This is a genomic window from Azospirillum aestuarii, from assembly GCF_016632405.1.
Classification (GTDB): Bacteria; Pseudomonadota; Alphaproteobacteria; order Azospirillales; family Azospirillaceae; genus Azospirillum; species Azospirillum aestuarii.
In genome coordinates, this window is the sequence record NZ_JAEPIV010000018.1 from 1 (window position 1) to 19,891 (window position 19,891).

Consider the following 19,891-nt stretch of genomic DNA (forward strand, 5'->3'; position numbering starts at 1 on the left):
CCGCCTTGACGCGGATCTTGACGTTGTAATCGACCACCCGCTTGACCGGGACGAGGACCTTCATATCCCACCCTTTTCTTGAATTATGCAGGCGCACCTTCGCCGCTGGCGCCGAATCGGGCAGCTTGTGACAGCGCTGCGACCATAGGAGTTGACGTTTTGGCTGTCAACGCCGCCTACGCCGCAAGCGCGAAGGAGGCGGAATTGCATCAACGGTTTGCGCCCGGAACCCACAGCACGTCGGCCGCTCCGTTCGCGTTCAGTTTCCGGCTCAGCACGAACAGGTGGTCGGACAGGCGGTTGGCGTATTTCACCGCCGCCGGGTTGACCGGTTCCGTGTCCGCCAGCTCGGTCATCAGCCGCTCGGCCCGGCGCACGACCGTACGGGCCAGATGCAGATGGGCCGCCGCCGGCGAGCCGCCGGGCAGGATGAAGGAGTTGAGCGGGGCGAGGTCGGCGTTCATCGCGTCGATCTCCGCCTCCAGCCGCTCCACCTGCGACTCCAGGATGCGCAGCGGCGGGTAGGCCGGGTCCTCCGCCTCCGGCGTGCAGAGGTCGGCGCCCAGGTCGAACAGGTCGTTCTGGATTCGCGACAACATGGCGTCGGTCTCCGGCAGGTCCGCGGTGTGGAGGCGAACCAGCCCGATGACGGCGTTCGCCTCGTCCACCGTGCCGTAGGCGACGACGCGCGGGTCATGCTTGGGCACGCGGCGCCCGTCGCCGAGCGAGGTCTGGCCGCGGTCCCCGCCGCGGGTGTAGATGCGGGTCAGCTTGACCATGATTCCTGTGGGTGTCCTCAATCAGCCGTGAGTCAGGATGGCGAGCAGGAACAGCACGAGCGCCACCCCCTGGAGCGCCACGCGCATCCGCATCGCCCGGTTCGATTTGCGCGAATCGCCCTGCCCACCGCGCGCCATGAAAAACAGCCCGGAGAACAGCGACGCCACGACGAGACCGAGCGCCACGATCAGCAGAAACATGAAGAGTCCGTTCATGGCGCCATCATACCTCACGGTCCAGGTTACGCCTACACCGGCCAAACCGGTCGCACGGGCATTCCGATGCGAGGCGCCTGTTGCGCTGACGCCCGGTCTTCTTACATTGTCGCGGACGACCCGGACGGCGAGAGGAATTCGGTATGCGGCGGCGGAGTTTCCTGAAGGCGGCGGCGGCCACCGGTCTGGCGGCCTCGGCCGGGGCCTTTCTGACCACGCGCCGCGCCGCGGTGGCCCAGCCGTCGGAAGTGCTGGCCGCATTCCCCGACAAGTTCGTCTGGGGCGCCTCGACCTCCTCCTACCAGATCGAGGGGGCGGTGACCGCGGGCGGGCGCGGCCCCAGCGTCTGGGACACCTTCAGCCATTCCTTCGGCAAGGTGGCGAACGGCGACACCGGCGACGTGGCCTGCGACCATTACAACCGCTACGCCGAGGACGTCGATCTGATGGCGAAGGCGGGGATGAACGCCTACCGCTTCTCCGTCGCCTGGCCGCGCGTCCAGCCGACCGGCACCGGCCCGGCCAACGCCGAGGGGCTGGACTTCTACGACCGGCTGACCGACGCGCTGCTGACCAAGGGCATCGCGCCCTGGCCCTGCCTGTACCATTGGGACCTGCCCCAGGCGCTTCAGGACCGCGGCGGCTGGACCAACCGGGACATCGCCGGCTGGTTCACCGACTACGCCCAGATCGTCGCCGCGCGGATCGGCGACCGGGCCAAGCACTGGACCATGCTGAACGAGCCGTCCGTCCACGCCATCTTCGGCCACGGGCTGGGTGGGCACGCGCCGGGACTGATCGGCAAGGGGAATTACTTCAAGGCGATCCACCACCAGAATCTCGCCCAGGGGATGGCGCTGAAGGCGCTGCGGGCGGCGGGCGGCGGCAAGGACTGGCAGCTCGGCACCGTGCTGTCGCTCCAGCCGGTGTGGCCGGTCGGCGGGCTGGACGCCAATTACGCGGCCTCGCTGATGTGGGACGCGGTGTGGAACCGCGCCTGCCTCGACCCGCTGCTGCGCGGCGAGTATCCGGAGCTGCTGCGCGACGGCTTCGCCCCGCTGGTCAAGGCCGGCGACCTGGAGGCGATCCGCCAGCCCATCGACTTCCTGGGCATCAACTACTACAGCCGTATGCACCAGCAGCCGGACCCGGCGGGCCTGTTCGGCACCGGCTATGGCTCCCCGCCGGAGGGCACGCCGACGACCGGGATGGGCTGGCCGGTGGAGCCCGACGGAATCGCCGAGTTCCTCATCGAGCTGAAGCAGGAATACGGCAACCCGCCGGTCTATGTGATGGAGAACGGCGCTGCCTACCCCGATCAGACCGGGCCGAAGGGCTTCGTCCAGGACAACGACCGCATCAGCTACCTGCGCCGCCACATGCTGGCCGGTCATCAGGCGCTGGAGGAGGGAGTCGACCTGCGGGGCTGGTTCGTGTGGAGCCTGCTGGACAATTTCGAGTGGGCCGAGGGCTATCAGCGCCGCTTTGGCCTGATCGAGGTGGACCGCCAGACCCTGGAGCGCCGTCCCAAGGCCAGTTACCATTGGTACGCCGACGTGATCCGGAGGAAGGGCGTTCCGACCTCGGTGTGAGGGGCGCGGTTTAAGGGGATGGTGCTGCGATCATGGCGCCTGTTGCCGCCGCCCAGCCGACGCGCTTCGCCATCCAGAAGGCGCGCGGCAAGGGCTGGAAGACGCTGGAGGTCGGAGAGGACCTCGACCACGCGCGTGCCCGCTTCAACCTGATGGTGCGGGTGAATCCGCGCGCCTATTTCCGCCTGATCCAACTCGACCACAACGCCGGGGCCGGCGGCGACGGGATGGAGTTCAACTGGAAGCTCATCGAACTGCACGACCCCAACCAGAGGGGAGCGGCCGGGATGGGCCGCCCGTCCGCTCCGGCCAGGGCTGCGCCCCGCGCCACCGTGAGCAAGGGGCTGCGACGGCGGGAGAAGGTCCCGCTGCCCCTGAAATTCTATGCCGCGGTGGTGCTGGCCGGGCTGCTGATCGGCGGGGTGCTGTATCTGCGCTACGGCCTGCCGGGATCGTGAAGACGGCTCAGTCGTCCGCCGTGTAGCCCTTGCGCCGCATGCACAGGGCGAAGATTTCCTTGCGGTAGCGGAATTGCGGCGTTTCCGGCAGCGGGCGGTAGGGATAGCCGCGCAGACGCATGGTGTTGTCCACCTGCTCGATGCACTCGTCGTAGGCGGCGGTCGCCGTGGTCTCCGTGGCCGTCCACTCCCGGTAGGCCGGGGTGCTGCCGCAGGCCGCCAGCAACAGCGTTCCGCCCGCCAGGATCGCGTGTCTCAGAGTCGCCATGCCACGGCCTCCCACAAAACGCCTCATGCGATCTATACCACGTTTTTGCGCGCGCATTGGTTAACGGATGGAGAATTGGCCGGTCCTTCCGAGGGCGCCAAGGGGGATGTGGACCTGATGCCGCCGCAACGCAGGCGCACAAAAATCGCGCCCGGAAATCCGCCGCAATCTGGTAACACGGTCGCGCATCCACGATAGTGGACAGGCGATGGTCGGTTGGTGTCTCGGACGGAGGATGGTCATGACGGGTGGTTCGCACCGCGCGCGCCGCGCGGTCGCGTTGGCTGTGGTGGTGCCGGTTCTGGCTGCGGGTCTGCTGGCGGGCGCTCCGGTTCGGGCGCAATCGACGGCGGACATCCAATGGGCCCAGACCATCCTGAAGGACAAGGGCTACAACATCGGCGGGCGGGCCAACGGCCAGATGCACGCCGAGACGAAGGCTGCGCTCGGCAAGTATCAGGCCGCCCACGGACTGCCGGTGACCAACCAGCTCGACAAGGCGACCATCGCCAAGATGATGGGCGAGCGGGAGGGCAAGGCCCCGGCGACGGTCGGGAACCTCGCCCAGCAGAAGGTCGGCGGCGGCGGTCCCGGCCAGGCGCCGCGCGAACCGCAGCGGGAGGTGGTGCCCCGCGCCGCCCCCACCCAGCGGATCGACAGCGGGACGGGCAGCGTCGGCGGCGGCGCGCAGTTCAGCGCCGGCCCGCCCGTGACCAGCGGCAGCCCTTCGTCGGGCGGCCCGTCCGGCGCCCCCGCCTCGTCGGCCCCCGTGGCCTCCGTGATGGGGTCCTCTCAGGGGCAGGGGCAGGGGCCGGTGCCGCAGGCGGCGCCGCGGGCCAGCGTCACCGCGACTACCCCGTCGGGGCAGCCGGTCCCGGTGGTCGAGCCGGCGGCGGACAGCGGGTCGATGCTGCCGGGCTGGGCCGCCAACGGAGCCCGCTACGGCGTAATGGGGGTGATCGGGGCGACGGTGCTCGGCATCGGCTTCGCGTGGTGGCGCAGCGGGCGGGCCAACGCCCCGCGGCCGGCGCCGCGCAACGACGGCCCGCGCGACCAGCGCCGCGAGCCGAGCTTCGGCAGCGGCCGCCGTCGGGAGGAGTTGACCACCGGTGCCCTGCCGCCGCTCAGCAGCGGTGGGCGCGGGCGGCGGTAAGACTCCGTCTTCTCAGGCCATCTGCGACATCGGGCACATGGTGTTGCCGCATCCGGACGGGTTGCAGGCGGGCATCGGCGCCGGTGCCGGCTTGGACGCGCCGACGCGCGGCGCCATGATCGCCTTCGACACCTCGGTTCCGCCGCAGGACGGGCAGGACAGGCCATCGGCCTTGCGGGTGTCGTAATCGGCCATGTTCTTGAACCATTGTTCGAATTCATGGCCGCAGGCGCAGCGCAGGGCGTAGAGGATCATCGCGGGGTCCCTGGGTGGAATGGACAACGGAGGGGTGGCGACCATGGCCGAGCTTCGCCGCTCCCCGCGATGACGTGAATCAAACCGCCGCGCTCCGGCCTGGGGAACGGGTCTATTGCGGGCGTTCGGACAGGGCGACGCCCTCCGCGCTGGGATAGACCGACAGCAGCCGCACCGGCTTGTCGCTCAGGTTGCGGCCGCTGTGCCACGCCGCCTGCTCGATGTAGGAATCGCCAGCCTTGTAGACCTGCGTCGGCATGCTGTCGCTGGCGATGGTCAACTCGCCCTCCAGGATGTAGATGAACGGCGAAACGGCGTGCCGGTGGCGGATGATCTCACCGCCGGGCGGCAGTTCGACCAGCCGCGCCGTCACCAGAGGTTTCCCGTCCGGGTAGGCGAAGGCCTTGCCGTCCGCGGTGGTCGTGGCCTGAAGCAGGGTCTTGACGATCGGCCCCGGCGCCGCTGGCTTGTCCTGCGCGGAGGCCCCGCCGACCAGGGCGAGGAGCGCGGCGGCGGCCAGGGCGGTGCGAAGGATGGCCACCGTCGGCAAACAGTTTCTCACGATCATCGCGTGCGCTCCATGCCGTGGTCTTGAAAAGACTTTGGCTGCATATCTGTGGCAGTATGCCGAAAATGGAGAAAAATAGCGATGAACCGCAACCTTTTGTTGCGACCTGCGGCGAAGTGTGGCAGCTGGGGGCTGCGCCGCCTCAGCGATGGGTCGTCACCCCCACCTGCCGGCACATGGACAGCATGGCGCAGGTCGAGCAGCGCGGGCGGTCGCCGGTGCAGATCCACTTGCCGAAGGGCACCAGCCGCTCGTTGATCTCCACCCAGTAATGGCGGGGCAACAGCTCCATCAGCGCGACCATGGTGCGCTCCGGCGTCGGGGCGGCGACGAAGCCCCAGCGGTTGACGATCCGGTGCACATGCACGTCCACCGCCACCGCCGGAATACCGAATCCGACCGCCAGCGTCAGCGCGGCAATCTTCGGACCGACTCCGTGGAAGGCCATCAGGGCGTCCGGCGTGTCGGGCACCACCCCGCCATGCTCCGCGATGATCTGGCGGGACAGAGCCCGGATGTCGCGGGCCTTTGGCTCCGGAAAGGTCGCGCCGTCGAGCAAGCGTGTCAGCTCCTCCGGCGTCAAGGCGACCATCCGTTGCGGCGTACGCGCCACCGCGAACAGCCGCTCGCAGACCACCATCGTCGTCTCGTCGCGCGTGCGGGCGGAGATCAGGCTGCCGACCAACTGCTCGAAGGGGCTGCCGTAGCCGCGGTCGCGCAGCGCGAACATCGCGGCCTTCGGGCGTCCGGCCACGGCCTGGCGCAGGCGCCGGAACGCCTCGTCGATGTCGAAGGGTTCCTTGTCGGCGAGAGGGGGCGCGGAGCGCAGAGGCATGGTCGGTCGCTGGCATGGTGAAGGGAGCCACACCGAAACAGCGGGCAGGGCAGGGTTGCTCCCCATTCCCCTTTGCAACACAACGCGATTTCTATATATTAGTAAATACTAAATTAGAAGAGGGTCGAAGCCATGGTGAAGGACTGGCCGCAGATGGCGAAGGACATGTCCGGCGCGGTGCGGGAACTGCGCGGGGGCGCTCCGGAGGTGATGAAGGGCTTCTCGGCCATCGCCAGGGCGGCGCTGGAGGCCAAGGCGCTGGACACCAAGACGAAGGAGCTGATCGCGCTGGCCATCGGGGTGGCGACGCGCTGCGACGCCTGCGTCGCCTTCCACGCCCAGGCCGCCGTTCAGCAGGGCGCCAGCCGGGAGGAGGTGATGGAGACGCTGGGCATGGCGATCTACATGGGCGCCGGCCCGTCTGTGATGTACGCCGCCATGGCGACGGAGGCGTTCGACCAGTTCGCCGGGAATCGATTGGACGAGGACAAGGCCGGCTGACCCCGGCGTCCCGCTGGCCGCCCCTATCCGGCGCTGGAGAACAGCGGGCGGCGTAGGCGGCCGGCGGCGATCTCGGTGCGCAGCGCGTCGGCGTCCATGGCCTGGATGCGCTCCAACTCCGCCTTGTTGGCGTCGATGAAGGGGTTGCGATCGGTGGAGTTCTCGGGCCGCGCGTGCTCCAGATGGTACAGCGGCCCGGAAACCCGCTCGACCCGCAGGCCCAGCCGGCGCAGCCGCTCGACGATCTCGTCGTCCTCGTAGCCCCAGGAGACGAAGCGCTCGTTGTAGCCGCCGGCCGCCAGCAGCGCCGTCCGGTCGAAGAAGGCGCCGCCGCCCGGCGAGTCGCGGTGCATCAGCGGGAAGCGCGGGCAGACCGCGTTCAGCGGAGCCGCCGACAGGGTGTGGCCGAACCGGTGCGCCTCCCGCCCCAGAATCCAGAAGAACAGCCCGTTGTAGGGAAAGGCCATGGCCGCCCCGCCGCGCACCGCGTCGCGGGCCAGCGCGTACTGCACGGGATCGACCACGACGTCGGTGTCGTGCAGGGCGACGATGGGGGTCTCCGCCGCCTCGACCATGCGGTTGAGGAGGTGGGCCTTGTGGGTGAAGGGCGTGTCGTTGCCGGTCAGATGCAGATGACGGCAGCGGGCGGCCAGCTCCGGCCCCAGCGCGTCGGCGACGTCGCTCGGCCCGGCCTTGTCCTCGCCGATCAGGACGGTGGTGTCGGCGTGCTTGAGGAGGAAGGAGACGATCCAGCGCAGGTTGCGCTTGCGGTCGGCGCTGTCGGCGCGGAAGGGGACCAGGACGGTGACGTCGCGCAGGTCCAGCCGCCCGTCCGGCCCGGCCCCGTCGAGGACCGCCCGGCGGGCGCGGAAGGCCGCGGCCTGCGCCGCCAGCCGCTCCCGCGCCCCTTCGTCATGCGGGTCGATGGCGAGCGCCATTTCGTAGAAGGACACGGCGGCGCCGGGGCGGCCGAGATCGGCCTCGATGTCGCCCTTCTGCCGCCAGCCGGGGACGAAATGCGGGTGGCGGGCCAGAAGCGCGTCCAGCACCTCCAGCGCCTCGCCAATGCGGCCGATGGCCTGCAGGGCCTCGCTCAGGTGATACTCGGCGTCGGGAAAGTCGGGGCGCAGCGCCAGCGCACGGCGGTAGGCGGCGATCGCCTCCTCCGTCCGCAGGGCGACGTGGAGCAGGGCGCCCAGGTTGAAGTGCGCGTCGGCGTCGCCGCCGTCCCGATCCACCGAACGCGCGATCATCGCCATGCCGCGCTCCCGGTCGCCGCCGAGCGCGGCGAGCAGGCCCAGCCGGTGCAGAGCCTCCGGGTTGTCGGGATCGGCGTCCAGGATTCGCCGGTACAGGTCCCCCGCCTCCGCCGCACGCCCGGCCTTCAGATGGTCGAGCGCGATGCCCAGCGCCTCCTCGATGGTCGCCATTCGGTGGGGTCCGTCTCGTCCGTGTGTCGCCTTCCGGTGGATTCCACTTTGACACAAAGGCAATTGCGGGGAAATCATCCGCTCCGGGACCATGCCTCAGGGAAACACCCGATAATGAACGATCATCGCATCAGCAAGAATGGGTCCATGGGAGGACTCACCCGCCGTCAGTTCGGCACCGCCGCGGCCTCGGTCGCCCTCTCGGCCGGCGCGCTCGCCGCCTTCGGCCGGGCGCCGGCCTTCGCGCAGGGCACCGCGCTGAAGGTGGGCGTGCTGCTGCCCCGCTCCGGCCTGCTCGCCCAGGCGGGCCAGGCCTGCCAGCGCGGCGCCGAGATCGCGCCGGCCATCCTCGGCGAACTCGGCTACAAGGTCGAGATCCTGTCCGCCGACACCGAATCGAACGTCGACGTCGCCCGCTCGCGCGCCGAGAAGCTGATCAACGACGGCGCGAACGTCATCGTCGGCGCCTTCGACAGCGGCCAGACCGCCGCCGCCGCCCAGGTCTGCGAACAGCGCGGCGTCCCGCTGGTGATGAACATCGCCGCCGCCGACCGCCTGACCGAGCAGGGCTACAAGACCGTTTTCCGCAACTTTCCGACCTCCACCATGCTCGTCACCAACGGGCTGGCGCTGATGAAGGACCTGTTCGCGGTCAGCGGCGTCACCCCGAAGACGGCGGTGTTCCTGCACGCCAACGACACCTTCGGCATGGCGAACAAGCAGGCGATGGACGCCCTGTTCCCGAAGCTGGACATGCCCTTCGGCATCGTCGACAGCATCTCCTACGACCCCAAGGCCCAGGACCTCGCGGTCGAGGTGGCCAAGGCCAAGGCGACGGGCGCCGAACTCGCCATCGTCACCACCCGCGCCAACGACGCCATCATGCTGGTGCGCGAGATGGTCAAGCAGCGCTGGGAGCCCAAGGGCATCGTCTCCCCCGGCTCGCCCGGCCTGTATGACGAGCAGTTCTACAAGGTGCTGGGCAAGTACGCCGACTACGCCATCACCAATCTGCCCTGGTACGACCCAAAGGCGGAGTTGACCAAGCGCGTCGAGGCGGCCTTCAAGAAGCAGTATCCGAACGACCGGTTCGAGGGCTACGCCTTCAACGTCGCCTTCACGCTGGAGGCGATCCTGGTCGCCGCCGACGCCTTCAAGCGCGCCGGGACCGCGGAGCCGGCCACCCTGCTGGAGGCGCTGCGCCAGACCAACCTGAAGGACAAGATGATGGTTGGCCCGGCCATCACCTTCGACGAGAAGGGGCAGAACACCCAGCTCGTCTCCGCCTGCCTGCAGAATCGCAACCTGCGCCCGACCGTGGTCCTGCCCAAGGGCTCCGCGGAGATGGACCCGGTGTTCCCGATGCCGGGCTGGGGCAAGCGCGCCTGATCGCGAGAGTGTGAGACGGGAGGGGACGCGGTCACAAGGGGCCGCGTCCCTTCCCTTTGCCCTTCCCTTTGCCCTGCCCGATGCCGCTATGCCGTCTGGGCTTCCAGCCCGTAGGCCAGCAGCCGTTCCACCGACGCGCTGCGGTCGCCGGCCGCGGCGAACCGGGCGCGGGCCTCGGCGGACTGCCGGTCGCGGAAGGCCGCGTCGCTCGCCAACGCGGCGGCGCGCTCCAGATAGGCCGCGTCGTCGGCCACGGTGAAGGCCGGCCCGGCCACGGTCGCCACGTCGCCCGCCGCGACGGTCACCACCGGAACCCCGTCGGCCAGCGCGAAGGCCGCGCTGCCGCCGCCGCCCTGGCGGCGTGGGTTCAGGTAGGCGGTGGCAAGCCGGTGCAGCGCCCGGACGTCCTCCACGTCGCCCAGCGTGTGGACCCGGTCCGCGTTGCGCAGGGCGGCGATCCGCTGCGGCAGCGACTCCACGCCGCCGGCGACGGCGATGCGGGCCTCCGGCAGGCGGTCGAGCAACGAGTCGACCAGCGCCAGGAAGTCCGGCCCGGCCTCCTGGTCCAGGCGGTTGCCGACCACGAGGAAGAGCGGTCCCCCATCCGGCCCGGCGTCAGGCCCGGCTTCGGGAATGCCGAAATCGGCGCGGCCGCGCTCCGGCCCCGTGGGCGGCAGGGTCCAGCCAAAGGAGAAGGGGCGGAAACGCTCCGCCATGTCCGCCGGCCAGCCGTGGGTGGTGTCGGCCTCGCCATAGCCCAGCACCAGCCGGGCCATCGACAGCGGCAGGCCGGAGGAGGTCGGCAGGCAGATGACCGGGCGGGCGCCGGAGAACAGGTCGGCCACCACGTTGGACCCGCCGAAGGCGACGATGACGTCGGGGTCGAAGCCGTCCACGTAGTCGATGATGGCGTTCACCTTCTCCTCGTCGAAGCGCTTCTGCGGGAAGGACATCATGCGGACCCGCGCGCCGAAGGCGGCGATGACCTGCTCCCCGTCATACTCCTCGGTGATGTTGTAGGAATATTCGGGGACGAAGCCGTTCTCGCCGGTGATCGCCATGGCGTTCGGGTTGATGATGACCACCTCGCGCCCGAATTCGTCCTGAAGGCGGCGGGCGAAGTCGAAGGCGTCCGCCGTCGGCTGGTGACCGGCGCCCAGCATCTGGTTGGTGATCAGGGCGATCCGCTTCACCTCGCCGCGCGGCGTGGCGCGCTTCATGCGGCGGCGCAGGTGGTAGCGCAGCGCCGTCTCGTCCACCATCAGGCGGTAGTAATCGGTGAAACTCGCGGTGTGGAAGGCGCCGGCATCGCCGCGCCGCGCCGCGCCCTGGAAGAGCTGCATCGCCATGCCCCAGAAGGCGTAATGGATCGACGGCACGGAGAAGCGCATCGGGTCTTCCAGGACGGCGTCCGTCAGCGCCTCGTAATGGGCGATGTCGCCGTCGAGCAGGAACAGCAGCGAATGGCGGCGCATCACGTCGCCCATGGCATAGGCCGCGTCGACCTCGGCGGCCGCGGCGTGGCGGGTCTCGTCGTCGTAGCGGCGGATCAGCCCGGCCAACGCGCTCACGTTGCCCCAGCCTTCGCCGTCGTTGGTCAGCAGGGTCAGGGCGCGGGCGAAGCTCAACGCCGCGTCGCGGGTCTGGCCGGTGGCGTGCAGGGCGTGGCCCAGGTTGGCGTGCAGCAGCGGCGAGGTCGGGTCGGCGGCCACCGCCTGTCCGATCAGGTCCACCGCCTCCGCCGGCCGGCCGCCCTGCAGCCCGATGACACCAAGCAGATGCAGCGCGTCCGGATGGCCGGGCGACGCCGCCAGCACCTCCCGGTACAGGCGTTCCGCCTCCGTGGTGCGGCCGGCGCGGTGGTGTTCGGTCGCAACGGCCAGCGTCTGTTCGATGGTGTCCATGGTCGGCGTTCCTGCTGCTTGGTCCCTGACGGCATGTTTACGCGCTTTTAGGGCGGATGCGCTGAACTTTTCCCATGCAGCGCACCGCGACATTCTTGTGGCATCTCGTCCCGACGGCAACCCTGGCGATTGCGCTCGCGCTCGTTTCGCCCGGCGGCGTCCGCGCGCAGGATCGGGTGGTGGCGTCGGCCTCGGACGCCGCAACCGCGCCGCGACCGCGAATCGTCATCAGCCTGACGGAACGCCGGCTTCACCTGCTGGAGGACGGGCGTCCGCCGCGCTCCTTCCCCGTCGCCATCGGACGGCCCGGCGTGGCGATCCCGCTGGGGGACAGCCAGGTCCTGCGCAAGCGGCGCAACCCGACCTGGCACCCCACCGCCAACCAGCGCCGGGAAAACCCGGCGTTGCCGGCGTCGGTGCCGCCGGGACCGTCCAACCCGTTGGGCAAATTCGCGCTCGACCTCGGCTGGACGGCCATCGCCATCCATGGCACCAACGAGCCGGATTCGGTGGGGCGCCGGGCCAGTGGCGGCTGCTTCCGCATGCTGCCCGCCGACATCGCCACTCTCTTCGAAGCGGTGCCGGTGGGGGCGCCCGTCCGAGTCGTCTCCGGGCCGGCAATCCTCCCGCCACCGCAACCCGCCGTCGCGATTGCCGTCGCGGCGCCGCTCCCAGCGCCAGCCCCGCCGCCCCTTGCGAAGGTTGCACCGCCGCCGCTTCCCATCCTGGCCGATCCGCGCTGCGCGACGGCCGGCGCGCCCTTGCGCCGGATGATCTGCACGGTGCCGGAACTGGCCGCGCTGGACGGGCGGGCGCGCGGGCTGCACCAACGCCACCTCGCCGCCCTGCCGGCGGAGCGCCGCGACGCCGCGGCCTATGCGCTGCTCCAGGACGAGCGCCGCTTCGACGACCGCATCACCGCCCGCTGCTGGGTGCGCCGCGGCATGGAGGATGACCCGGCGGTCGCCGCCGCGGCGCGGGCCTGCCTGAGCGACGCCCTGACCGTCCGGCTGGAGGAGGCAAAGCGCCGCTGAGCGCCGCCTGATCCGCACAGGAAACTTGTCACGACTACGAAGGACTGCTACGCCGCTCAGGCTTGGCCATCCGGGGCTCTCCCAAGGGCGAATGATGCATGCCGTTTGACTATTACCTGAACATCGCCGCGTCGGGCCTGCTGACCGGGCTGGTCTACGGGCTGGCGGCGCTCGGCCTGTCGGTCATCTTCGGCGTCGTGCGCGTCGTCAACTTCGCGCATGGCGAGATGATGGTCGCCGGCATGTACGGCGCCGTGCTGCTGGCCAGCCTGCTCGGGCTCGACCCGATCCTGGCGGCGCCCGTCGTGGCGGCGGTGCTGTTCGCCTTCGGCTGGGTGCTGCAGCGCGGGCTGGTCAACCGCTTCGTGGAGCGGCCGGAGCACATGCAGTTCATCCTGCTGCTGGGCATCGCGACGATCATCCTGAACGCCATGCTGATGCTGTTCGGACCGGATTCGCGCAACGTCATGGTGCCCTACAGCTTCGACACGGTGGAGGTCGGGCCGCTGCTGCTCGACGCGGTGCGGCTGCGCGCCGGGGCCGGGGCGATCGTGGTGGCGGCGGTTCTGTTCGCCTTCTTCCGTTTCAGCCGCACCGGCAAGGCCATCCGCGCCTGCGCCGACAACCCGCTGGGCGCCCGCGTCGTCGGGCTGAACATCGACGGGCTCTACGCGCTGACCTTCGGCATCGGCGCCGGGGTTGTCGGCATCGCCGGCGCGCTGATGACGCTGCTGGTCGATTCCCGCCCGCAACTGGCGCCGGAATACACGCTGCTGAGCTTCATCATCGTCATTGTCGGCGGGCTTGGCAGCCTGCCGGGCGCCCTGCTGGGCGGCATGCTGATCGGCTTTTCGGAGGCGATGGCCGGCTTCCTGCTGGACCCCTCGCTCAAATCCCTCTTCAGCTATGGTGTGCTGATCGTGGTGTTGCTTCTGCGCCCGCAGGGCCTGCTGGGGAAACGGTCGTGACGGGGCGCGGGATCGTTCTTTTGGCGCTGTGCGGCGTGCTGCTGCTGGCCGCGCCGATGATCGCCGACCGTTACGTCCTGTCGGTGCTGACCACGGTGCTGTGGTTCGCCTATGTCGGGCAGGCATGGAACGTGATGATGGGCTTCTCCGGCCTGCTGTCGCTGGGCCACGCGCTCTATGTCGGGCTGGGGGCCTACGCCAGCGCGGCGCTGTTCGTGCATTTCGGGATCGGCCCCTGGGCGGGGATGTGGGTGGCCATGCTGGCGGCGACGGCGGCGGGTTGCTTCATCGGCTTCCTGGGCTTCCGCTTCGGCGTGCGCGGCGTGCATTTCGCGCTGCTGACCATCGCCTTCGCCGAGGTCGCGCGCATCGGCTTCGACCATCTCCAATGGTTCGGCGGCTCGGGCGGCTTCTTCATCCCGGTGGCGGGCGACGCGGGCAACGATCTGCTGAACCTGCGCGGCTCGCCGGAGCTGTTCTACTACGTGATCCTGGCGCTGGTGCTGGTGGCGCTGGCCCTCTCGCGGGTGCTGCTGCACAGCCGCCTCGGCTACCAGTGGCTGGCCGTGCGCGAGGAGCCGGAGGCGGCGGAGGCGGTCGGCGTCGACCTGTTCCGCGCCCGCATCGCCGCGGTGGCCGTGTCCTCCGCCCTGACGGCGCTGGGCGGGGTGTTCCAGGCCTTCTACTTCAACAACCTGTTCCCGGAGCAGGTCTTCTCCATGGGCCGCTCCATCGAGATCATCCTGCCGGCCATCGTCGGCGGCATCGGCACGCTGATCGGGCCGATCCTGGGGGCCTTCATCCTGACCCCGCTGGGCGAGCTGCTGACCTTCCTGATCGAGGCGACCGGCTTCGACCTGCCGGGCCTGAAGCAGCTGTTCTACGGGGTGGCGCTGGTGGTGATCGTCGTCTACCGCCCGGACGGGGTGTGGCCGTGGCTGGCCGACCGGCTGGGCCTCGTCCGCCGCCCCGGGGAGGACGCGTGATGGCGGAGCTTCTGGAGGTCGAGGGCCTGTCCAAGCGGTTCCGCGGGCTGAAGGCCGTCTCCAACGTCGGCTTCTCCGTGCCGGAGGGCCGGATCGTCGCGCTGATCGGGCCGAACGGCGCCGGCAAGACGACCACCTTCAACCTGATCGCCGGGGTCTTCCCGCCCGACGAGGGGCGGGTGCATCTGAAGGGCGCGCCGATCACCGGGCTGAAACCCAACCGCATCTGCACGGCGGGAATCGGCCGGACCTTCCAGATCGTCAAGCCGTTCGGGCAGCTGTCGGTCGAGGAGAACGTGGTGGTCGGCGCGCTGGCCCGCGAGCGGTCGGTGGCGGCGGCGCGTGATCACGCCCGGCGGCTGCTGGACCGGCTGGGCCTGGCCGATCAGGCCGCCCGTCCGGCGCGCAGCCTGACCCTGCCGGACCGCAAGCGGCTGGAGGTCGCCCGCGCGCTCGCCACCCGTCCGATCCTGCTGCTGCTGGACGAGGTGCTGGCCGGCCTGCGCCCGACCGAGGTCGACCGCATGGTCGAGGTGCTGCGCGACCTGAACCGGCAGGAGGGCATGACGATCCTGATGATCGAGCATGTGATGCGCGCCGTCATGGCCCTGTCCGACCGGGTGGTCGTGCTGGACCATGGGGAGAAGATCGCCGACGGCCTGCCTGCTGAGGTTGTGGCGAATCCCAAGGTGATCGAATCGTACCTGGGCGCCGAGGATCTCTGACCGGCCGTTCGCATCGGACGACCTCGGCGCTGGAAACACTCCATTAATGTTTGTTGGGCCATCATTCGTTCCACGCTAAGGGCAGCGGCCGGCGCAGCAACGTCCGGTCGAAAAAGAGGCGTCCGAAAAGGGTGCTGCACGGGAGGAACGAATGAAGGCACTCGGCAATCTGCGGATTGGCCAACGGCTGTCCATCGGCTTCGCGGCGGTGATCGCGGTGCTGGTGGTGACGGTCGGCACCGGCCTGCTCCTGACCGACAACGGGAAGACGCTCAGCCGTCTGGTGGCCGATGTCCGCATGCCGACGGCGCTGGCCGGGCAGGGCATCGTCGCGTCGGTCACCGCCACCAACGCGGCCATGCAGGGCTACCTGCTGACCAACCGCGAGGATCTGAAGCAGGAACGCAACGTCGCGTGGGACCGCATCGACGCCCTGCGCCAGGAGATGGACGGCCTGTCGTCGCGCTGGACCGACCCGCAGGTGCGGGCCACCTGGGACGCGGTGAAGCCGCTGCTCGACCATCTGCGCCGCGATCAGGACATGGCCGAATCGCTGGGCACCATCGGCGACCAGATGGGGGCGCTGAACTCCCTGAACGACGACGCGATCCCCCGCGCCAATCAGGTGATGAGCCTCCTGGTCGGCGACGCCCGGTCGAGCGACGCCAGCGGCCTGATCCCGCGCCAGCGCGCCCTGCTGCAGGCCGACACGGCGGGGATGATCCAGGGCGCCGACCGTCTGGTGATGGTGCAGGCGGTTCTGCTGACCCTGGGGCTGCTGGTTGCGGCGGCGGCGGTTCTGCTGACCTCGCGCTCCATCGTGCGGCCGCTCGGCGCCATGACGGAGGCGATGCGCCGGCTGGCCGACGGCGACTCCGCGACCCCTGTGCCGGCCACCGGGCGGGGCGACGAGATCGGGCAGATGGCCAAGGCCGTGCTGGTCTTCAAGGACAACATGATCGCGGCGCGGCAGGCGGCGGAGCGCGAGCACGCCGAGCAGGACCTCCGCGCCCGCCGCGCCCGCGCCATCGAGGAGCTGACCGGCCGCTTCGACCGCGAGGCGGCGGCCGTGCTCGGCTCGGTCTCCGCCGCCGCGGTGCAGATGAAGGCGACGGCCAGCCAGCTCGCCGCCACCGCGGAGCAGACCTCCCGCCAGTCGGTGACGGTGGCCGGCGCGTCGGAGCAGGCCAGCGCCAACGTGCAGACCGTCGCCACCGCGACCGAGGAGCTGGCCGCCTCGGTGCAGGAAATCGGGCGGCAGGTCGCCAGCAGCACCGCCATCGCCGACGAGGCGGTGCACAAGGCCGAGCGCGCCGACCACGCCATGCGCAGCCTGGCCAGCGCCTCGGCGGAGATCGTCGCAGTGATCGACCTCATCACCCAGGTGGCGTCCCAGACCCGGTTGCTGGCGTTGAACGCCACCATCGAGGCGGCGCGGGCCGGCGAGATGGGCAAGGGTTTCGCCGTCGTGGCGGCGGAGGTGAAGGCGCTGGCGGACCAGACCACCCGCGCCACCGACGAGATCGCCGCGAAGATCGTCTCCGTCCGCAGCGAGACCGAGGGGGCGGTGGCCTCCATCGGCGACGTGATGGGCACCATCGGGCGAATCAGCGAGGTCGCCTCGACCATCGCCGCGGCGGTGGAGCAGCAGCAGGCGGCGACGCGGGAGATCGCCCGCAACATCCAGCAGGCGGCGGTCGGCACGCAGGACGTGACGGCCAACATCGCCGACGTGAACCGGGCGGCCAGCGAGACCGGCAGCGCCGCCCGAAATGTGCTGGAGGCCGCGGGATCGCTGTCCGATCAGGCGGACGGGCTGCGCAGCAAGGTGGAGGTGTTCCTGTCGGCGGTGCGCACGGCCTGATGCGGTGGGCCGGGTGCGCAGAGGGGCGCCGCAGAAGGGCGGCGCAAAAGTTCGGTGCGCCGGGTCTGTTTCCAGATCAGCACTTGACCCGGACGCCCGAGCCCGTCAGCTTCTCGCCGGGCTTCCCCGTGACGCATGCACATGAACCGACTGCAACGCTATCTCTTCCGCAATCTTCTGATCGCCCTTCTCTATTCCACGGCCGGCCTGACCTTGACGATCTGGCTGAGCCAGTCTCTGCGGCTGATCGAGATGGTGGTGGAGGCCGGGGCGCCGATGCGGGTGTTCCTGTGGCTTCTCATCCTGACGGTGCCGACCTTCCTCGGCATCGTGCTGCCGCTGGCGCTGGTCGGGGCGGTGCTGTTCACCTACAACCGGCTGGCGGCTGACAGCGAGCTGGTGGTGATGCGCGCCGCCGGCGTCGGCCCCTTCGCGCTGGCCGCGCCCGCGATGCTGCTGGCCTTCGGCGTGACGGTGGTGGTCTATGTGCTGAACCTCTGGCTGACCCCCGCCGCCCATCAGGAACTGGTGCGCATGGAATACGCCGTGCGCAGCGACTATTCACAGCTGTTCCTGCGCGAAGGCGTGTTCAACGAGGTCGGCGACCGCTTCAGCGTCTTCGTGCGCGAGCGCGACAGCGACGCCAACCTGCACAACGTGATCATCCATGACGGGCGCGTCCCGGAAAAGCCGGTGACGATCATGGGTGAGCGGGCGGTGATGCTGACCGGGGCGGAGGGCGCGCGCTTCGTGGTCTACAACGGCAACCGGCAGGAGCTGGACCGCAAGACCAACCGTCTGTCCCAACTCTTCTTCGAACGCTACGCGGTGGACCTGAAGGTGCTGAGCAGCGCCAGCGGCGAACGCTATCCGGACGCCCGCGAGCGCTCCACCGACGAACTGCTGCACCCGTCGCCCCAGTTGGCCAGCGATCCGAAGATGATGCGCGATCTGCTGGCGGAACTGCACCACCGCCTGTCCTCGCCGCTGCTGGCCCTGGCCTACACCATGGTGGCGCTGGCCTGCCTGCTGTCGGGCGAGTTCAACCGCCGTGGCCAGTCGGTGCGCGTGACCACCGCGGTGCTGGTCGTGATGGCGATCCAGGCGGCCGTTCTCGGCTTGTCCAGCCTCGCCGCCAAGGTGACCGTGCTGGTGCCGCTGATGTATGTGCTGCCGGTGGCCGCTCTGGCGCCGGCGGCCTGGGTCCTGTCGCGCAACCTGCGGCGGCGTGTGCCGCCCGGCGGCGAAGCGGCGGCGGGCTGAGGGGGCGGACCGGCTTTTGCGCATCCTGTTCATCACCTCCAACCGTCTGGGCGACGGGGTCCTGTCCACCGGCCTGCTGGCCCACCTGACGGCGCTTCACCCGGACGCCGCGCTGACCATCGCCTGCGGCCCGCTGCCCGCACCGCTGTTCCGCTCCGTGCCGGGGCTGGAGCGGCTGATTCCCATGCCGAAGCGGGCCTGGGCGCGGCATTGGGTCGACCTGTGGCGGGCCTGCGTCGGCACGCGCTGGGATCTGGTGGTCGATCTGCGCAACTCCGCGGTCGGCCGTCTCGTCCTGGCGAAGCAGCGTTTCTTCCACGCCCGCGCCCCGCATCTCCACAAGGTGGAGGAGATCGGGCGGGTGCTGGGCCTGTCCCCGCCGCCGTCCCCCTGCCTGTGGATCGACGCGGCGGCCGAGGCGGAGGCCGACCGGCTGCTGCCCGGTGGCGCGGAACCGTTCCTGGCCATCGGCCCGACCGCGAACTGGACCGGCAAGGAATGGCCGGCGGACCGCTTCGCCACGCTTGCCGCGCGGCTGACCGGTCCCGGCGGCCGGCTGTCCGGCCGGCGCGTCGCCGTCCTGGCCGCCGGGCCGGAGCGGGAGCGTGCCCGGCCGGTTCTGGACGCGCTGGGCGAACGGGCCATCGACCTGACCGGGCGCACCGACCCGATGGCCGCGGCGGCCTGCGTTCGTCGGGCGGCGCTCTATGTCGGCAATGATTCCGGACTCATGCACATCGCCGCCGCCGCCGGCACGCCGACCGTCGGGCTGTTCGGTCCCGGCTTCCCGGAAACCTACGGCCCCTGGGGCGTGGCGGCGCGCACCGTGATCAGCCGGGTTCCGCGGTCCGAGCTTCTGGCCCGTCAGAAGGCCGATCCGCAGGCCACCGGTCTGATGGACGGCATTTCCGTGGAAGCGGTCGAACAGGCGGCGGGAGAACTGTTGGGGCCTGCAACGCAGGGCCCTCTAATGCCGGAACTCCGCGAAGTCGTGACAAATCCTTGCAAATCACCGGAGACAGGTCCCTAAAGTTGACAAGGATTGAAGGATCGCTGACAATCCATTTGGTCCGGACCTGATTCAGCATTGCTCTGTCCGGCGGTCTGTCCCGAGGGTTTGGAATGAAGCCGACACCGACATACGCGAACAAGCCGACTTCCGACAATCCCCGTGATGTCGAGGCCTGGGCTTTGGCGGAGGCGTCGCGACGCCTGATCGATGCCGGGCGCAGCCCCGTGAACGAGGAGGCGCTCTGCGCCGCCCTGCAATTGAACCAGCGCCTGTGGACGATCTTCCAGGCCGCGATGACCGAGGACGATTGCGGCCATCCGGCCGAGGTGCGCACCAACATCGCCGCCCTGTCGCTGCTGGTTGATCGCGAGACGATGGCCCGGCTGATCGACCTGGACGTGTCGAAACTGGACACGCTCATCAGCATCAACCGTTCGGTGGCCAGCGGCCTGACCGCCCGTCCCGACGCGCTCGCCCAGGGCCAGCCGGCGCCGGCTCCGCAGATGGCGGCGCGCGGCCCCACGGCTCCGCCGGTATCCGCTCCGGACGGCCAGCCGCCGCGCCAGTCGCTGCGGATCTCGATCTGAGATCCAAGTGCTTCAAATAAAAAACCGGCGCCCTTCGGGGAGCCGGTTTTTTTATGTGGCGGCCGTTCCCTCCCCTCGTCGCAGGGGAGGGAGCCATTGCCGCT

The 19,891-nt window shown here is 70.0% G+C and carries 21 protein-coding genes; 13 read left to right on the forward strand and 8 right to left on the reverse strand.

Annotation, left to right across the window (positions count from 1 at the left end):
* Window positions 1-209: 209 nt before the first annotated feature.
* Both JJL56_RS23430 and JJL56_RS23435 read right to left on the reverse strand, forming a co-directional pair.
* Window positions 210-779, reverse strand: coding sequence for a cob(I)yrinic acid a,c-diamide adenosyltransferase (locus tag JJL56_RS23430; protein WP_145627481.1), 570 nt, complete (start codon window positions 777-779; stop codon window positions 210-212).
* 21 nt (window positions 780-800) lie between these two features.
* Window positions 801-995 (reverse strand): twin transmembrane helix small protein, encoded by a 195-nt coding sequence (locus tag JJL56_RS23435; protein WP_145627479.1) that lies wholly within the window; start codon window positions 993-995, stop codon window positions 801-803.
* A gap of 143 nt (window positions 996-1,138) precedes the next feature.
* On the opposite strand from JJL56_RS23435, the gene JJL56_RS23440 reads away from it, so the two are divergent.
* Together JJL56_RS23440 and JJL56_RS23445 are read left to right on the forward strand one after the other, a co-directional pair.
* Window positions 1,139-2,587 (forward strand): GH1 family beta-glucosidase, encoded by a 1,449-nt coding sequence (locus tag JJL56_RS23440; RefSeq protein WP_200486501.1) that lies wholly within the window; start codon window positions 1,139-1,141, stop codon window positions 2,585-2,587.
* 32 nt (window positions 2,588-2,619) lie between these two features.
* Window positions 2,620-3,045, forward strand: coding sequence for a hypothetical protein (locus JJL56_RS23445; RefSeq protein WP_145627476.1), 426 nt, complete (start codon window positions 2,620-2,622; stop codon window positions 3,043-3,045).
* A gap of 7 nt (window positions 3,046-3,052) precedes the next feature.
* Here JJL56_RS23445 and JJL56_RS23450 read toward each other — a convergent pair whose 3' ends face one another.
* Entirely contained in the window at window positions 3,053-3,313 is a 261-nt protein-coding gene (locus JJL56_RS23450; protein WP_145627474.1) for a hypothetical protein, read from the reverse strand.
* Window positions 3,314-3,554: 241 nt separating this feature from the next.
* Here JJL56_RS23450 and JJL56_RS23455 point away from each other — a divergent pair, with 241 nt between their 5' ends.
* A complete protein-coding gene (locus JJL56_RS23455) occupies window positions 3,555-4,466 on the forward strand; it encodes a peptidoglycan-binding domain-containing protein (RefSeq protein ID WP_200486502.1) in 912 nt (303 codons plus the stop codon).
* Between the two features lie 12 nt (window positions 4,467-4,478).
* Here JJL56_RS23455 and JJL56_RS23460 read toward each other — a convergent pair whose 3' ends face one another.
* The 3 genes from JJL56_RS23460 to JJL56_RS23470 all read right to left on the reverse strand — a co-directional run bounded on the left by JJL56_RS23460 (window position 4,479) and on the right by JJL56_RS23470 (window position 6,124).
* A complete protein-coding gene (locus JJL56_RS23460; RefSeq protein WP_145627471.1) occupies window positions 4,479-4,721 on the reverse strand; it encodes a DUF1178 family protein in 243 nt (80 codons plus the stop codon).
* A gap of 112 nt (window positions 4,722-4,833) precedes the next feature.
* A complete protein-coding gene (locus tag JJL56_RS23465; protein WP_145627470.1) occupies window positions 4,834-5,289 on the reverse strand; it encodes a cupin domain-containing protein in 456 nt (151 codons plus the stop codon).
* Between the two features lie 142 nt (window positions 5,290-5,431).
* On the reverse strand, window positions 5,432-6,124 hold the full coding sequence (locus JJL56_RS23470; RefSeq protein ID WP_200486503.1) for an endonuclease III domain-containing protein: 693 nt from the start codon (window positions 6,122-6,124) through the stop codon (window positions 5,432-5,434).
* Window positions 6,125-6,256: 132 nt separating this feature from the next.
* Between JJL56_RS23470 and JJL56_RS23475 the strand changes: the two genes are divergently transcribed.
* Window positions 6,257-6,625, forward strand: a complete 369-nt coding sequence (locus JJL56_RS23475; protein ID WP_145627466.1) for a carboxymuconolactone decarboxylase family protein — start codon at window positions 6,257-6,259, stop codon at window positions 6,623-6,625.
* Window positions 6,626-6,648: 23 nt separating this feature from the next.
* On the opposite strand, the gene JJL56_RS23480 is transcribed toward JJL56_RS23475, so the two are convergent.
* Window positions 6,649-8,055, reverse strand: a complete 1,407-nt coding sequence (locus JJL56_RS23480; protein ID WP_200486504.1) for a tetratricopeptide repeat protein — start codon at window positions 8,053-8,055, stop codon at window positions 6,649-6,651.
* Between the two features lie 147 nt (window positions 8,056-8,202).
* On the opposite strand from JJL56_RS23480, the gene JJL56_RS23485 reads away from it, so the two are divergent.
* Window positions 8,203-9,444 carry an ABC transporter substrate-binding protein gene (locus tag JJL56_RS23485; protein WP_247889557.1) on the forward strand — a complete coding sequence of 414 codons (1,242 nt, stop codon included), beginning with the start codon at window positions 8,203-8,205 and terminating at the stop codon, window positions 9,442-9,444.
* Between the two features lie 86 nt (window positions 9,445-9,530).
* Here JJL56_RS23485 and JJL56_RS23490 read toward each other — a convergent pair whose 3' ends face one another.
* Window positions 9,531-11,348 carry a tetratricopeptide repeat protein gene (locus tag JJL56_RS23490; protein ID WP_200486505.1) on the reverse strand — a complete coding sequence of 606 codons (1,818 nt, stop codon included), beginning with the start codon at window positions 11,346-11,348 and terminating at the stop codon, window positions 9,531-9,533.
* A gap of 74 nt (window positions 11,349-11,422) precedes the next feature.
* Between JJL56_RS23490 and JJL56_RS23495 the strand changes: the two genes are divergently transcribed.
* From JJL56_RS23495 to JJL56_RS23530, 8 genes are all read left to right on the forward strand, one after another.
* Window positions 11,423-12,382, forward strand: a complete 960-nt coding sequence (locus JJL56_RS23495; RefSeq protein ID WP_145627461.1) for a L,D-transpeptidase — start codon at window positions 11,423-11,425, stop codon at window positions 12,380-12,382.
* A 98-nt stretch (window positions 12,383-12,480) separates the two neighbouring features.
* Window positions 12,481-13,350, forward strand: coding sequence for a branched-chain amino acid ABC transporter permease (locus tag JJL56_RS23500; RefSeq protein WP_145627459.1), 870 nt, complete (start codon window positions 12,481-12,483; stop codon window positions 13,348-13,350).
* The gene (locus tag JJL56_RS23505) at window positions 13,347-14,336 is read left to right on the forward strand and encodes an ABC transporter permease subunit (protein ID WP_200486506.1); all 990 of its coding nucleotides are present in this window, start codon (window positions 13,347-13,349) and stop codon (window positions 14,334-14,336) included. The genes JJL56_RS23500 and JJL56_RS23505 overlap by 4 nt, the downstream gene beginning before the upstream one ends.
* Complete coding sequence (locus JJL56_RS23510; RefSeq protein ID WP_145627456.1) at window positions 14,336-15,061, forward strand: ABC transporter ATP-binding protein; 726 nt, start codon at window positions 14,336-14,338, stop codon at window positions 15,059-15,061. Before JJL56_RS23505 ends, JJL56_RS23510 begins: the two co-directional genes overlap by 1 nt.
* Before the next feature lie 151 nt (window positions 15,062-15,212).
* Window positions 15,213-16,925 carry a methyl-accepting chemotaxis protein gene (locus JJL56_RS23515; protein WP_200486507.1) on the forward strand — a complete coding sequence of 571 codons (1,713 nt, stop codon included), beginning with the start codon at window positions 15,213-15,215 and terminating at the stop codon, window positions 16,923-16,925.
* Between the two features lie 141 nt (window positions 16,926-17,066).
* Complete coding sequence (gene lptF, locus JJL56_RS23520; RefSeq protein ID WP_145627453.1) at window positions 17,067-18,188, forward strand: LPS export ABC transporter permease LptF; 1,122 nt, start codon at window positions 17,067-17,069, stop codon at window positions 18,186-18,188.
* A 16-nt stretch (window positions 18,189-18,204) separates the two neighbouring features.
* Window positions 18,205-19,218 carry a glycosyltransferase family 9 protein gene (locus JJL56_RS23525; protein WP_247891211.1) on the forward strand — a complete coding sequence of 338 codons (1,014 nt, stop codon included), beginning with the start codon at window positions 18,205-18,207 and terminating at the stop codon, window positions 19,216-19,218.
* A gap of 92 nt (window positions 19,219-19,310) precedes the next feature.
* Window positions 19,311-19,787 carry a flagellar biosynthesis regulator FlaF gene (locus JJL56_RS23530; RefSeq protein WP_145627450.1) on the forward strand — a complete coding sequence of 159 codons (477 nt, stop codon included), beginning with the start codon at window positions 19,311-19,313 and terminating at the stop codon, window positions 19,785-19,787.
* The last annotated feature ends 104 nt before the right edge of the window (window positions 19,788-19,891 follow it).